This window comes from Paenibacillus sp. FSL K6-2859, from assembly GCF_038008265.1.
Classification (GTDB): Bacteria; Bacillota; Bacilli; order Paenibacillales; family Paenibacillaceae; genus Paenibacillus_AQ; species Paenibacillus_AQ nitricinens.
The window spans coordinates 2,045,094-2,059,698 of sequence record NZ_JBBOYU010000001.1 but is presented as its reverse complement, the minus strand read 5'-3'; the positions used below and the strand labels follow the sequence as shown (position 1 = coordinate 2,059,698).

The 14,605-nt window shown below is 44.8% G+C and carries 12 protein-coding genes; 3 read left to right on the top strand and 9 right to left on the bottom strand.

Annotated elements, in window-relative coordinates:
- Positions 1-124: 124 nt before the first annotated feature.
- The 3 genes from MHB64_RS08835 to MHB64_RS08825 form a co-directional block, all read right to left on the bottom strand.
- Positions 125-1,228: an HD-GYP domain-containing protein gene (locus MHB64_RS08835; protein ID WP_094870378.1), complete on the bottom strand. Its 1,104-nt coding sequence runs from the start codon at positions 1,226-1,228 to the stop codon at positions 125-127.
- Positions 1,229-1,373: 145 nt separating this feature from the next.
- Positions 1,374-2,201 carry an undecaprenyl-diphosphate phosphatase gene (locus MHB64_RS08830; protein WP_094870377.1) on the bottom strand — a complete coding sequence of 276 codons (828 nt, stop codon included), beginning with the start codon at positions 2,199-2,201 and terminating at the stop codon, positions 1,374-1,376.
- Positions 2,202-2,274: 73 nt separating this feature from the next.
- A complete protein-coding gene (locus MHB64_RS08825) occupies positions 2,275-3,714 on the bottom strand; it encodes a bifunctional metallophosphatase/5'-nucleotidase (RefSeq protein ID WP_256989819.1) in 1,440 nt (479 codons plus the stop codon).
- A gap of 136 nt (positions 3,715-3,850) precedes the next feature.
- On the opposite strand from MHB64_RS08825, the gene MHB64_RS08820 reads away from it, so the two are divergent.
- The 3 genes from MHB64_RS08820 (at position 3,851) to MHB64_RS08810 (ending at position 6,052) form a co-directional block, all read left to right on the top strand.
- Positions 3,851-4,564: a molybdenum cofactor biosynthesis protein gene (locus MHB64_RS08820; RefSeq protein ID WP_341134169.1), complete on the top strand. Its 714-nt coding sequence runs from the start codon at positions 3,851-3,853 to the stop codon at positions 4,562-4,564.
- Positions 4,565-4,641: 77 nt separating this feature from the next.
- The gene (locus tag MHB64_RS08815; protein WP_094870374.1) at positions 4,642-5,682 is read left to right on the top strand and encodes an HD-GYP domain-containing protein; all 1,041 of its coding nucleotides are present in this window, start codon (positions 4,642-4,644) and stop codon (positions 5,680-5,682) included.
- A gap of 121 nt (positions 5,683-5,803) precedes the next feature.
- Positions 5,804-6,052 carry a DUF7667 family protein gene (locus tag MHB64_RS08810; protein WP_094870373.1) on the top strand — a complete coding sequence of 83 codons (249 nt, stop codon included), beginning with the start codon at positions 5,804-5,806 and terminating at the stop codon, positions 6,050-6,052.
- Positions 6,053-6,121: 69 nt separating this feature from the next.
- On the opposite strand, the gene MHB64_RS08805 is transcribed toward MHB64_RS08810, so the two are convergent.
- The 6 genes from MHB64_RS08805 to sufD form a co-directional block, all read right to left on the bottom strand.
- Positions 6,122-7,981 carry an ABC transporter ATP-binding protein gene (locus MHB64_RS08805; RefSeq protein WP_094870372.1) on the bottom strand — a complete coding sequence of 620 codons (1,860 nt, stop codon included), beginning with the start codon at positions 7,979-7,981 and terminating at the stop codon, positions 6,122-6,124.
- 5 nt (positions 7,982-7,986) lie between these two features.
- Positions 7,987-9,747: an ABC transporter ATP-binding protein gene (locus tag MHB64_RS08800; RefSeq protein WP_094876189.1), complete on the bottom strand. Its 1,761-nt coding sequence runs from the start codon at positions 9,745-9,747 to the stop codon at positions 7,987-7,989.
- Between the two features lie 475 nt (positions 9,748-10,222).
- Positions 10,223-11,620, bottom strand: a complete 1,398-nt coding sequence (sufB, locus tag MHB64_RS08795; protein WP_042186357.1) for a Fe-S cluster assembly protein SufB — start codon at positions 11,618-11,620, stop codon at positions 10,223-10,225.
- Between the two features lie 24 nt (positions 11,621-11,644).
- Complete coding sequence (sufU, locus tag MHB64_RS08790; protein ID WP_094870370.1) at positions 11,645-12,076, bottom strand: Fe-S cluster assembly sulfur transfer protein SufU; 432 nt, start codon at positions 12,074-12,076, stop codon at positions 11,645-11,647.
- Positions 12,063-13,289: a cysteine desulfurase gene (locus tag MHB64_RS08785; RefSeq protein WP_094870369.1), complete on the bottom strand. Its 1,227-nt coding sequence runs from the start codon at positions 13,287-13,289 to the stop codon at positions 12,063-12,065. Before MHB64_RS08785 ends, sufU begins: the two co-directional genes overlap by 14 nt.
- On the bottom strand, positions 13,286-14,587 hold the full coding sequence (gene sufD / locus MHB64_RS08780) for a Fe-S cluster assembly protein SufD (protein ID WP_042186353.1): 1,302 nt from the start codon (positions 14,585-14,587) through the stop codon (positions 13,286-13,288). The genes MHB64_RS08785 and sufD overlap by 4 nt, the downstream gene beginning before the upstream one ends.
- Between the last annotated feature and the right edge of the window lie 18 nt (positions 14,588-14,605).

Sequence of the window (14,605 nt, the reverse complement as noted above, 5' to 3'; positions counted from 1 at the left end):
GGATGTCTTTCTGGCCGTCTTTACTTACCTTACATTTCAAAAAAATAAAAGCAGCGAGACGAAAAATAGGCTTCCGACATCTCTTCGGACAAGCCTAATCTTCTCTCCACGCTGCTATAAATAATCAATTTTGCGTTTCCAAAGAACCGCCTTGTTCTGCGACGTCAATAATAACAACGGAGAGGGCTTTACTAAGATCTCGTTCAAATGGTACGACTTTCTCTCCTTCAGCACCCGTAAGCACACGTATGGTGGGCCTGTGAGGCGTACTTGGATCTATTTTGACCACAACCCCGCTCTCACCCGTACTAAGCTTCACCGTAAGTCCCAGCGGATAGATAGCTACGCGATCTCTAAACAGCTCTAAATGCTTCTGCTCATACAAAGTACCGGAACCAACATAGAGGGCCTCAACGGCTTGATGTGGCAGCATAGCCTTTTTGTAGACTCTATTGGAGGTCATGGCATCGTAGGAGTCCGCTATACCCAGCCACTTGGCATATTCATGGATTTGGGGTCCTGTTAATCCCCGAGGATATCCGGAACCGTCGATGCGTTCATGATGCTGCAAGGCACAATGTGCTGCGAGCAGCGGGATATTCGGTTCCTCCTTTAGAATCTGAAACCCGATCTCGGTATGAGCCTGCATGTGGCGGAATTCTTCATCACTGAGCCTGCCGGGTTTCTGTACGATTTTTATCGGAATTTGTGTCTTCCCAATATCATGCAGCAGCGCGCCAAGCCCAATCACTCGAAGTTCCTCTTTGCTATACCCGTGAGCTATACCAAGCACTAAAGTGTACAAGCAGACATTCAGGGAATGGACATATAAATAGTTATCAGCAGTGTGCATATCCATCAGCATGATCATCGGATCTTCTTGCAAAGACATATCATCTAAAATATTATCCATGATCTTAGAAAATTTTTTGTCCAGATGATACAGACCCTTGGTAATTCCTGAAGCCCCAGACATATGCTGAAATTGATTACGAATCACCTTTAGGGCCTGATTGCGCGTCTCATCCTGTAGAATACTAGTAATCACAATATCGTCTGTGACAGAATCCTCTATGTAGATATAGCCGATGTCAATCCTTGCAAGACGCTTGATCAATGCATCCGTAAGCTCCACCCCATCCGCGAGTAGAGTTAGACCTTCATCATTATATATTTTTTTACCTAATTTCATGCCTGCTTGAAGCTGATTCACGGATACTAAACGCACTAAACTCACTCCTGCCTTTAACGGTAAAATACTATTCTGTATTGAAATCCTTGGGCAACACGCTTTGTCTATACCGTTTTGATGGACATTCAGACAGGTGTACCTTTAAGAAAATCAGATGTGTCTAGGTATATGCCAATGGACATTAACGCATAATAAACAACCAGAATACAGCAGCAAGTATGAATCGATAGATCGCGAAATGCGTTAATCTAATTTTCTGAATCAATTTCATAAACAAAATGACTACTATATACGCCACTACAAAAGAAATCAAAAATCCAATTACAAAATAACCAATCGACTCACTTGTGAAATCTTTATACGAATCCAGCAGTTCATATCCGGAAGCCGCACACATGATAGGAATCGCTATGAGGAAAGAAAAATCCGCAGAGGCCTTATAGCTGACCCCGCTTAACATCCCTCCAGAAATCGTAGACCCGGAGCGGGAGAAGCCAGGCCAGAGGACCGAAATAATCTGATACAATCCAATCGCCAGCGCCTGTCCGTAAGACAAATCATCCAGTTCGTGAGCAGTAATCCGTATTTTGCGTCTGTTCACCCATTCTGCTACAATCATTAGAATCCCTCCGGCCACAAGCGCCCAGAGCACAGTGGAAGCACCAAAGAGACTTTTGATAAAATCACGGGCAAAAAATGCCACAGCAAGCGCTGGGGCAATCCCAAGAATCACATGAATTAAATTCAGACGGGATGCCGGCATAACGCCTCCTCTGCCCGAACTACTACGTCCTATCCCTAACAAATTAAGCACACGCTTGCGGTAAACAAGTGCAATCGCCAAAATCGCCCCTAGTTGAATTACAATTTCATAAGTCTTCATAATCGAATCTTGCTCAGCGAAACCCAATAGCTTCGTAGTCAAGATCATGTGCCCGGTCGAAGATACAGGAATAAATTCAGTGATCCCTTCGACAATTGCTAGAATAATAGCGGTAATCGTGTCCATAACTGTCCTCCTATTTTTGGAAATCTAGCACTGTTAGATCGAGCCTATAAGTGTAGATTATGAGCTGTTGGCCTTATTCAGACTTAGCCTCCCAGCGAGTAAGCAAGCATTCATCGAGGCTGTTTGGACGCTGTAACTCCATCCGCAAGAGATCGCGCAAAAAATGTGGTAATAGAAACAAAGCATCCTTCCCATTCGCGATCGTCTCATAGCCAGCCCTGAAAGTAAACATGTCCAGCGTACCAACATTATACTCTCTTTCATCCTCCAGTGGGTTTCCTTCGACAAAAACTGCAACACTCTTATCATACGGTATCTTTAGTGGGTCGTACAAGATTTTTAATCCATCTACTGCCAAACTGCCCAGATGAATCCCGCGGAAACCGTACCCGTAGATGACCTTATTATAAAATTCCTCTGTAAGGCTCTGTTCCAAAGCTGTGCGAATATCTTTACCCTTTAGCTTAATTATGCAAGTATTGATGGGAGAAGGACAAAGTGCGTGTAGCATCCCTGTCGTAACCTCGCCTTCCGGCAATGGTCCTAGCAGTTGACCCGTGTTAACTAATGACAAACTAGTTCCTGTAAATCTACGTACTGCTTGTGCCAGAAGATTGCCAAAAGGAGACTCTCCCTGCAAATCCAAAGGAAGCTCACGATCTGTAATCGCTACTACTGTCTGAAGAGATTCACGACCATGCTCCAAATGAATTGCGACGGCAGGACCTACAATCCCTTCCTTAAGTAAGGGGTCAATTGAAATACAACCACCTGTAACCAGGTAGAATTCAGCTTGTTCATCTCTCCGCTCAAATTGCAACTTCCCGAGATAACGCCCGAATTTCCCCGCTCCGCATACCGCTGTTCCGTTAATCATGAGCGGCTCTTCCAGCAAATGATGCGTATGTCCACCAAGAATGGCATGTACGCCCTCTAACCGTTCTGCCAGAATTTTATCCGTAGGAAGTCCGAGATGAGATAGAACGATTAAAATATCCACCTGTGGCGCTAAAAGTTGGCATTGTTCCCGGAGCGCAGTCTCAGGATCTAAAGCATCCCAGCCCAAAAGGGAATAGAACGAAGTAAATGCCGCTGTTGCTCCGGTCACTCCAATTCTAATTCCATCCTTCTCCAAGATCGCATGACACTTCATCCAGCTTGGTGGCTTTCCTGTCGAAGACTCTACAAAATTACAACAAACTACCGGACACTGTAACCCGGCAAAAATAGATGACAACATTTCCTGTGAGAACGTAAGTCCCTCATTATTGCCAATGGTTACAGCATCATATCCTGTTAAGTTTAATACGTCGATGTTAGCCTGACCCATAGTGCCTTCTGTTTCAACAGCTGCACGATCCATATGATCACCAATATCCAGCAGCAGTACAGGCTCTTCTCCCGCTGCAGCCCTTTGTGCGAATATTTCCGCTGCCATCGGACTTACCATTTCAAAATGGCTATGTATATCATTGGTATGAAGTATGGTCAGTCTTTGCGGCACATGCCCCATAAGCAACATTCCTCCTACCCTTGAGCTGCTCTTTAATGAAGCAGTCGGTGCGTGATCTTATAGAGCCTAGCATAACATTTTCAGACACATTATGGTATATTGAAGACATCAGATCATACATCAGAGGAGAATAAAAATGCATATTACTATCCGACTATTCGCGGGTCTGGCTGAGACAATCGGCTCTTCTTCTCTGTCCTTCCAAGCGACTGAGATTCCCTTAACAGCTGGCAAGCTGAAGGAGCTTCTATCTGCCTCTTATCCGAACGCAGCATCCCAAATTGGGGCTTCTTTAATTGCCATTGACCAAGAATATGCTCCTGATGATTCTATCATCACAGCGTCTTCCGAAGTCGCACTTATTCCTCCAGTTTCCGGGGGGGAGAATGGCACTATATATGAAACTTCTACTAATGGTCTCTACAGTATATCGGACCAGCCTTTAAATGCAGAGAAGCTTCTAAATGCTGTTCTTGACGTCGATCACGGAGCATCCTTAGTATTTATCGGCACTACACGTGAAATGACCGGTGAACAACGTACAACCGCACTTCATTATGAAGCCTATATTCCTATGGCCATAAGTAAACTAGAGGAGATTGGTAAAGAGGTCAAGAACCGCTGGAGCGCAAACTGCGCCATATCTCACCGCATTGGGCATGTAGGTTTAAAGGAAGCAAGTGTTATCATTGCCATCTCCACACCCCATCGCGATACCTGTTACGAAGCCAGCCGCTTTGCCATTGAACGATTGAAACAGACGGTTCCCGTTTGGAAAAAAGACATTAATGAATCGGGCCAACATTGGGTGAACTCTGATCAAAAAGCTTTCGATATAACCTCCAAATAATCTTTTCTCCTTTTTGATTGAAAAATCTGAACTTTGTTGATATTCTGGATAAAATCGGATAAAAGGTGGCATAGGCATTGAGAGTACACGTCTCGGATCTAAAACCTGGTAATCACCTTAACGCGGACGCGTATAGTTCTAGGGGTTTACATGTATTACCAAAAGGATCGCTGCTCCAAATAAATGATATTGCCAAGCTGATGCAGCTCGGAGTTGATTATGTTGATATCGAGACGTTAGAGGAAGAGGTATCACCCCTCAGCAGACCTTCAATTATTCAAACGGTGACCACTAGTTTTGATACCATGATTGACGGCTTCGAGTCTCTTTATATGGAAGCGTTATTAAAAGGAAGCTTCAACCAATCCGTGGTAAACGACATTCTTCAGCCTTCGCTTCAAACTTTGGACAAGCATAAAGATGTAGTGTCCCTCCTGCTTTTGCTAGATCGGGAAGATAACTATACCTACAATCACTCCCTTCAGGTAGGCATGCTCTCTTATTATATTGCGATATGGCTTGGTTATTCCAAACAAGAATGCTATGAAATTGGTCGTGCAGGATATTTGATTGATATTGGAAAATGTCGGATTTCACCCTCTCTCTTGAATAAACCAGGCAAGCTAACGCCAGATGAGTTCGAGGAAATCAAACTACATACAAAGTACGGCTACGAAATTATACGGAATTCCATGGACGATTCTTACACAGCTTTGGCTGCTCTCCAACATCATGAACGTGAGGACGGCTCTGGCTATCCGAGCGGTCTAACCAAAGCCGATATTCATCCTTATGCACAAATCGCAGCTGTAGCTGACATCTATAGTGCGATGACTTCTAAACGAGTCTATCAGTCGAAGCAAGAGCTTATTTCCGTCCTGCGTGAAATAAACAATCTAAGCTTCGGTAAACTGAATGCTAGAACGGTTCAAGCGTTTATCCAGCATTTAATGCCCAATTTCATCGGCAAGCGTGTGTTGCTGGACACAGGTGATATTGGCGTGATTATTATGAACAATATGGTCGATATTTTCCGTCCACTGGTAAAGATTGACGGAATGTTCGTGGATCTTTCCCGCGAACGGAACGTTGCCATTGTAGAAATTTATATGGACTAGGGCGCTTTGATCCCCCGTTTTCTTTAGGGGGGATCTTTTCTGTCATCATATTTGATGATTGGAGTACAAATTTTTTGGCGAGACTAATATATGGCTTAACTATTTCCAGGAGGTAAAATGTATGCTTCCAGTCCATGAACGTCTTGCCGAGCTATTCACTCTAAGTCGTCTACGTCAGCTTACAGCCTCCGAAGAAACGGAACAACAGCAATGCCTTCAGGTGAATGCTACTTACTGCTTCGAGATGGCTCGGCTACAAAATGAAATACTGTTAGCGGAACAAACAACGGATACACAGTGGCATCAGGATATTTGTGCCCAAATGTTTGAGTTACGTGTAACGGGTAGATTGCCTAAACGCCCGAAATAATTGGATGTACGATATAAAACAGCCCACTCCTCAGTTGCTTTGGCAAGGGGAATGGGCTGTTGTTCTTTGCTATAGAAAGCGGAACTGCGCTTCTATTAAACCGTTATACACACCATCACGTGATGTCAGTTCCCGGTGGGTTCCTTCTTCTTTAATCTCACCATGGTCCAGAACGACAATTTTATCCGCATGGCGAATGGTAGATAGTCTATGAGCGACGATAAAGGAGGTCCGGCCCTGAAGTAAGATTTTGAGTGCCTCTTGAATCTTCAGCTCCGTTTCTGTATCAATACTTGCCGTAGCTTCATCAAGGATCAGAATCCGTGGATTCGCCAATAGTGCACGGGCAAAGGAGAGCAGCTGACGCTGTCCCATGGACAAGGCACTACCACGCTCTTCTACCTCTGTCTCATACCCGCCAGGAAGCTTCATAATAAAGTCATGGGCGTCTACGGCTTTCGCAGCATTTTCCACTTCTTCATCGGTAGCATCCAGTCGGCCAAATCGGATATTATCGCGAATCGTTCCTGAGAAGATGAAGGTGTCCTGCAGCACGATTCCGATCTGCCTTCTCAGACTATCTAGTGTAACTTCACGGATATCTTCACCGTCAATCGTAATTCTTCCGCTCTTAATATCATAGAACCGGCCAATCAGATTAATAATTGTACTTTTCCCTGAGCCAGTATGACCCACCAGCGCGATCGATTGCCCAGCTTTTACATCCAGATCGATGCCTTTTAAAGCCGCCCGACCTTTTTCATATTCAAAAACAACTTTATTAAAGGTAATATCTCCACGAATCATCCCTAGTGGTTTAGCCCCTGGATTATCTTGAACCGAAGGCTGCTCATCCAAATATTCAAAGATCCGTTCTGAGGAAGCCATCGCTACCAGGAGCTGGTTATACATCTGCCCCAGACGGTTGATCGGGTCCCAGAAGTTGCTGACATAAGAACTGAACGCTACCAGCAAACCGACAGTAAGCTCGCCAGATTGGATGAGATACGCTCCTAGCCAAAAGAGGATCATCGTTCCAAAACCACCAGTGATCTCGATCATCGGCCCGAAAGCTTGGTTCATCGCAGATGCTTTATTCCAGGACTTTTTGCTGTCTGTATTCATAAAATCGAAATAATTCATGTTTTCACGTTCTTGTGTATAGGCCTGTGTGACTCTGATCCCCTGAATCGATTCGTTTAAGTGAGAATTAATTCTAGAGTTCTTCATCCGCACATCCTGCCAAGCGATCCGAATCTTCTGACGCAGCTTAGTAGAAATAAAGAACATGATCGGAACCGTAACCATTACTGCAAGACCAAGTTTCCAGTTGATCAATAACAGAATAATGGTAATCCCCAAAAGCTGTACACAGTCAATCATCAGATTGACTACCCCGTTCGTGAACAAATCCTGCAGTGAGTTGATATCATTCGTTACACGTACTAATACCGAGCCTGCCGGGCGTTTATCGAAGAAGTTAAAAGAGAGCTTCTGAATATGCTTGAACAAGTCAGAACGCAAGTCATAAATGACTCTTTGTCCAATGATGTTCGTGTACTTAATCCGGTACACACCTGCAATCCATTGAATGAGATATAAGACAATGACACCTGCCGTAAGCGAATAAAGAAGTGTTAAGCTTGGATTCCCAACCTTAGGCGCTATAGCACGGTCGATAGCTAAACTTGTCAAGAAAGGAACGGTCAGCTTCGTAATGGTTCCCAGAATCATCATGATAGATACCAGTGGAAGCATCTGTTTGGCGTAAGGCTTCATATAGCTGAATAATCTGGTGAACTGCTTCCAGTCAAACGCTTTGTCGATAACATCATCGTCTTTGTACACGAAACGTTCATCAAGTGTCTTCTGCTCGGCTGCTTTACGCTTTGCTACCGTAGCGGTGTTCTGTTTGGCTTCAAGTTTCATATGCCTCACTCCTCCCCTCTTCCGGTAGCTCTGGCCAGATAGTCAGCATATTGTATCCGGTATACATCTTGGTATGGGCCCGGAACCTCAATTAGCTCCTGATGAGTACCACGCTGCTGAACATGACCTTCGTTCATGACAATGATCTGATCCGCATGTCGCAAGGAGGATATCCGATGGGCAATTATAAGTGTTGTACGCCCATTCATGACCTCCTGGAATCCTGCTTGAATCTCATGTTCCGTTTCCATATCGACCGCACTAGTCGCATCGTCGAGGATGAGAATACGCGGATTCTTAAGCAGGGCTCTTGCGATCGCAATCCGCTGCTTTTGTCCGCCAGAGAGCCCCATCCCGCGTTCACCCACTACAGTGTCATAGCCGTCTGCCATCTCCATGATGAAATCATGCGCCTTTGCCAGCTGTGCAGCACGGATAATCTCCTCCATGCTTACATTTTTCAAACCATATGAGATATTGTTGCGGATGGATGAGGAGAACAGGAATGTTTCCTGGAATACGGTGGCAATCTGTGACCGCAGACTGCGCACACTATATTCTCTAATATCAATGCCATCCAGCGTAATACTCCCTTCATTGACATCATAAGCACGCATCATCAGTTGAGTAATAGTGGATTTACCTGAACCTGTGCCTCCAAGAAATCCGATAATTTCACCTGATTTGGCTTCAAAATGGATGTCAGTAACAGCAGGCATTTTGTTCCCGTACGCAAAGGTGACATGATTAAAGGCAACGTCCCCTTTAACCTCGGAAGGCACCAGTTCACGGGCATCCTCTTTATCCTTCACATCAATTTTTTGATTAAGTACTTCAAGTACACGTTCTCCCGAAGCTTTGGACTGTGTATAGTTATTAATATGAAAGCCTAGCCCCCATACCGGTCCAATGATGTACCAAATCAAACTGAAGAAGGCAACCAATTCCCCTAGTGACATTTTCCCGTTAATGACAAGTGTACCACCCACGCCTAACAGGATAGCTATACTCACCGATGCTAAAAGCTCCATGACAGGAAAGAACTTACTCCAGAGCTCTGCGGCAAAAATCTGATTATTCTTATAACGTTCATTACGGTGTGAGAATTTCTCAACTTCGTGAGCCTCTCTAGCAAACGATTTGACAGTTCGCACACCCGTGATATTCTCCTGTACAGCCGTTGTCAGAGAACTCAGCGCAAGGCGCATCTCTTGGAAGGCCGGATGAATCTTGGACTCAAATCTTAAAGCTACTGCTGCCAGAAATGGCATAGTAATCAAAGTAACCAATGTTAGCTGCCAATTAATGGTGAACATCATAATAGAACCAAAGAACACCATAAAAAACACATTTAGCAACTGAGCAAAACCAAAACCGATAAAGTTCCGAATCGCTTCCAAATCCCCGGTCAGCCGGGACATCAGATCTCCTGTTTTCGCGGTATCATAATAACGGAAAGATAGAAATTGCAATTTCTCATAACAAGCGTTACGTAGCCGATATGCTAGAAAATTACCTAACCGCCCTCCGTAAAAACCATGTGCAAATTGCAGGCATGCTTTTACGATTACTACAGCTAACACACTGAGAGCCAACACAGGCACCTCTTTAAACTTGAGTGGAACAATTACTTCATCGATCAGCTTCCTTAACAAATTGGGGGTAATTAGCCCCACTGCAGTTGCGGCGGCCAAGCATACAATCGAAAGAATTAAATAATGCAGCTTCTCTCGGTAATAGCCTCGCAGTTGCCTGAGAACATCCATATCTCTCCTCCTTAAAGCTTTACGAAGTAAAGCTGACCTTCGTAAGCATAGACTTAGCTTTACTTCGTAAAGCTATTTTTTAGCGCTTTCAATTTAGTGACTTTAAGCAGTGTATCATCCCTAATTTAAAGCGGCAAAGGGTAGAATTGAGCGTTTATCCTGTTATTTCGGAAAAAAGACCCATATATAGGTGATAAACGACCATCATTGTCTTAAAATACTCGAGTTTCCTCCTTAATGCTGTTGAATTAAGAAACATCATAATCCTTAATGTGACCGCCTCCTCCAAAAAAAACTTTTATCATGCTTTTTTGCATAAAATTTGGATTTTAGGCCTCTCAAATGAAAACCTCACTTCAATTTCCAATAAAAAAATACGTATTCGAGTGACTTGAGCATAAAAGCATCAAGATCACTGCGAATACGTATTTTGTATTACTTATTAGAGTGAAGCCGGAACCTTGATAAATCAAGGTTAACCGATACTTCCCTCCATTTCGAATTTGATCAAACGGTTCATTTCGACTGCATATTCCATCGGCAGTTCTTTGGTGAACGGTTCGATGAAGCCCATAACGATCATTTGAGTTGCCTCAGCTTCTGTTAGGCCGCGGCTCATTAGATAGAACAGCTGCTCCTCAGAAACTTTGGATACCGTTGCTTCGTGCTCAAGAACGATGTTATCGTTCATGATTTCATTGTAAGGAATCGTATCCGAAGTGGATTCGTTATCCAAAATGAGTGTATCACATTTGATGTTCGATTTCGCACCTTCTGCCTGACGGCCGAAGGAAGCAAGACCACGATAAGTCACTTTACCGCCGTGCTTACTAATTGATTTCGATACAATGGTGGAAGTTGTGTCTGGAGCCAAATGGATCATCTTGGCGCCTGCATCCTGATGCTGGCCTTTACCCGCTACCGCGATGGACAGCACTGAACCTTTAGCTCCACGGCCTTTAAGAACAACCGCAGGGTATTTCATAGTCAGCTTGGAACCGATGTTGCCATCGACCCATTCCATCGTAGCATTCTCTTCTGCAACCGCACGTTTTGTAACGAGGTTGTAGATGTTTGGAGCCCAGTTCTGAATCGTAGTATAACGAACGCGTGAGTTCTTCATACACAAGATTTCAACAACCGCACTATGCAGAGAATTCGTGCTATAGATTGGCGCTGTACAACCTTCTACATAATGCACGAAGCTGTCTTCGTCAGCGAGGATCAAGGTACGCTCAAATTGTCCCATGTTCTCGGAGTTAATACGGAAGTAAGCCTGCAAAGGAACTTCACATTTCACACCCTTAGGAACGTAGATGAAGCTTCCGCCTGACCAAACTGCACTGTTAAGTGCTGCAAATTTATTATCGGTTGGAGGGATGATCGTCCCGAAGAACTTCTTAAGAAGTTCTGGATGTTCACGCAGTGCAGTATCGGTATCTGTAAAAATAACCCCTTGATCTTCAAGGCTCTTCTGCATGCTGTGGTATACAACCTCAGATTCATATTGTGCCGAGACGCCGGCGAGGAACTTCTGTTCCGCTTCAGGAATACCCAGCTTATCAAAGGTTTCCTTGATTTCGGAAGGAACTTCTTCCCAAGTCTTCCCTTGTTTCTCGGAAGGTCTTACATAATATTGAATATCCTCAAAATCTAAATCGTCCATATTGCCGCCCCATGTAGGCATTGGCATTTTACGGAACTGTTCAAGGGATTTTAAGCGGAAATCAAGCATCCACTGTGGTTCATTTTTGATTGCTGAAATTTCTTTAACAATTTCGGCCGTCAAACCTTTACCAGACTGGAATATCGACTTATGCTCATCACGGAACCCGTACTGGTATTCTTCCATATCAGGCGCTTTCTTAGCCATGGTGTCAGCCTCCTTGTTCTACTATTATTTATGTTGCTCTTCTTCGTCAATTCCTTTACGAAGTGCGTTCCAAGCCAGTGTTGCGCATTTGATCCGCGCAGGAAATTTATTCACACCCGATAGGGCTTCGATATCTTCATACTCTCCAAAATCCACATCTTCACCCTTCATCAATAAGGAGAAGTTATCAGCTAGTTCAAGCGCACGTTCAACCGTTTGTCCTTTGATCGCCTCAGTCATCATCGAAGCCGATGACATACTGATCGAACAACCTTCACCGTTATAACGGGCATCTTTTACGATTCCATCCTCTACCTTAAGCTGAAGTGTAATACGGTCACCACAAGTTGGGTTATTCAGTTCAATTTTCAGAGCATCATCTTCAAATGAACCACGATTCCGAGGACTTTTATAATGATCCATAATTACGCGTCTGTACAAGTCATCCAAGTTCATAGCCGAAGTACTCCTTTGTCTTGATTAAAGCGTCCACCAGTCGATCTACATCCTGCTCGGTGTTATACAGGTAAAAGCTCGCACGTGCTGTTGAACTGGCTTCCAGCCAGCGCATCAGCGGCTGACAGCAGTGATGACCAGCACGGATGGCAATACCCTCCGCATCTAGTACTGTAGCGACATCATGCGGGTGAACGTCACCCAGATTAAAGGTGACAACGCCAACCTCACGATTGCGAGGACCATAAATAGTTAAACCATCTATTTCAGATAGACGTTGCTCTGCGTAAGCTGCAAGCTGCTTCTCATGGCTGTGAATCGCATCCATGCCGATTTCTTGCAAGAAATCTACTGCCGCACCTAATCCAACAGCACCCGCAATGATCGGTGTGCCTCCCTCGAACTTCCAAGGCAGTTCCTTCCATGTCGATTCGTAGAGACCGACATCATCAATCATTTCGCCACCGAACTCAACAGGCTCCATAGCTTCCAAAAGTGCTCTTTTGCCGTACAAAGCTCCAATTCCAGTCGGTGCTAGCATTTTATGTCCGGAAAGTGCATAGAAATCACAATCCAGATCCTGCATATCAACCTTCATATGAGGTGTGCTCTGTGCGCCGTCTACGACAATTACCGCACCGTTACGATGAGCAATTGCCGCAAGCTCTTTAATCGGATGAGTTACTCCCATAACATTAGATACATAAGCGATAGCAACGATCTTAGTTTTATCCGTAATCGTCTTCTCAGCATCTTGAAGCGTAATCGTTCCGTCAGGTTGCAACGGTATATATTTTAAAGTAGCACCTGTCTTCTTAGCTAGCTGCTGCCAAGGGATCAAATTACTATGATGCTCCATCAGGGTGATGACAATTTCATCGCCTTCACCCACTGCAGATGGCCCGTAAGAAGAGGCAACAAGATTTAGGGCAGTGGTTGTGCCGCGCGTAAAGATGATTTCTTTAGTGCTGCGGGCGTTAATAAACTTAGCTAGCTTCTCCCGGGCTCCCTCGTAGGCATCTGTTGCACGGCTGCCTAGAGTATGGACGCCACGGTGTACGTTGGCGTTATCCCACTCATAATACGACTTGACCGCCTCAATCACTTGACGAGGCTTCTGTGAAGTAGCAGCACTGTCCAGATAGACCAGTGGATGTCCGTTCACATTCTGGTTCAGTATGGGAAATTGCTCCCGGATGGCATTGCTAATCATTGACCTAACTTCCTTTCCACAAGAGATTGGAGCTGATTGCGCAGTCCCTCTAGTGGAATTTGCGACACAACAGGAGCCAAGAAGCCATAGATGATCAGAGTTTCTGCATCATGCCGTGTAATTCCGCGGGACATCAGGTAAAAGACTTGCTCGTGATTGACCTGTCCTACGGAAGCGGCATGGCCTGCTGTAACATCATCTTCATCAATCAGCAGGATCGGATTGGCGTCACCACGGGCTTTTGGACTCAGCATCAATACTTTCTCCGTTTGCTGACCGTCGGCTCTTGTAGCACCTTTCTCGATCTTGGTAATTCCGTTGATGATAGAAGTCGCATTATCACGCATAACCGCACGAGTGATCATGTCACTTGGGGTATTTTTGCCGAAATGCTGAGCTTGAGTAGTGTAATTCAGTTTCTGTGATCCCGTACCCACAGCAATTACTTTAGCATCCGAGCTAGAGCCATTACCTTTAAGCACAGACTTGGTATCACTTGCTGTATCACCATAGTTCATCTCTCCAACAATCCATTCGATCGTTCCGTCATTCTCAACAACAGCGCGGCGGTAAGTCACATCTGTTGTATCCACGCCCAGCTGATGCACTGTAGCATAACGTACTTTAGCACCTGCACCCACGAATACTTCTACAGCACCATTGTGCAAGCCAGCTTCCTCTTTATCCGACACGTAGTTGTCTACATATGTCAGGGAGCTGTTAGTATCCGCTACAATCAGAATGTGAGGAACAAATGAAGCTTCCGCATCATCTGTTAACAGCACCGCCTGAAGTGGAGTTTCAACCACTACATTCTTAGGAACATAGAGGAAGACTCCCCCGTTCCATAGTGCTGCATGAAGCGCAGCGATAGAATGCTCGTCAGGCTGAATCGCCTTATGCAGGTAACGTTGTACCAAATCTCCGTGCTCTTTAACAGCCGTTTGCAGGTCAGTAAAAATAACACCTTGTGCTGCAAGTTCAGGAGCTAGTCGTGTATATACTGCACCAGAGTTACGTTGAATAATCAGACTGCCTTCTTCCTGATCCTTGATCAAGGAGGAAATGGAAGCAGGTGCATCCTTCAGTGAAGCAATGGTTTCGCTTGCTTTGTAGCTACCATAATTGTTCACATTCCAACGATCAATCCGTGTCTTCTCTAATTTAGGCAGTGTCAGAGTAGCTGCCAGTTCTAGTGCTTTCAAGCGGCTTTCTTTCAGCCAACCCGGTTCGCCGCTACTATGCGATAATTCGCTCAAGCGCTCGGCATCCACCGGAAGAATGGTCTGTGTCGTCATAAGTGTTCTCCTCCTTCC

What these genes read in the sequence shown, in the direction of transcription:
- sufU (WP_094870370.1), bottom strand. Translation starts at nt 12,076, where the DNA reads ATGAACTTGGATGACTTGTACAGACGCGTAATTATGGATCATTATAAA.
- MHB64_RS08810 (WP_094870373.1), top strand. Translation starts at nt 5,804, where the DNA reads ATGCTTCCAGTCCATGAACGTCTTGCCGAGCTATTCACTCTAAGTCGT.
- MHB64_RS08830 (WP_094870377.1), bottom strand. Translation starts at nt 2,201, where the DNA reads ATGGACACGATTACCGCTATTATTCTAGCAATTGTCGAAGGGATCACT.
- sufD (WP_042186353.1), bottom strand. Translation starts at nt 14,587, where the DNA reads ATGACGACACAGACCATTCTTCCGGTGGATGCCGAGCGCTTGAGCGAA.
- MHB64_RS08820 (WP_341134169.1), top strand. Translation starts at nt 3,851, where the DNA reads ATGCATATTACTATCCGACTATTCGCGGGTCTGGCTGAGACAATCGGC.
- sufB (WP_042186357.1), bottom strand. Translation starts at nt 11,620, where the DNA reads ATGGCTAAGAAAGCGCCTGATATGGAAGAATACCAGTACGGGTTCCGT.
- MHB64_RS08805 (WP_094870372.1), bottom strand. Translation starts at nt 7,981, where the DNA reads ATGAAACTTGAAGCCAAACAGAACACCGCTACGGTAGCAAAGCGTAAA.
- MHB64_RS08785 (WP_094870369.1), bottom strand. Translation starts at nt 13,289, where the DNA reads ATGATTAGCAATGCCATCCGGGAGCAATTTCCCATACTGAACCAGAAT.
- MHB64_RS08825 (WP_256989819.1), bottom strand. Translation starts at nt 3,714, where the DNA reads ATGGGGCATGTGCCGCAAAGACTGACCATACTTCATACCAATGATATA.
- MHB64_RS08800 (WP_094876189.1), bottom strand. Translation starts at nt 9,747, where the DNA reads ATGGATGTTCTCAGGCAACTGCGAGGCTATTACCGAGAGAAGCTGCAT.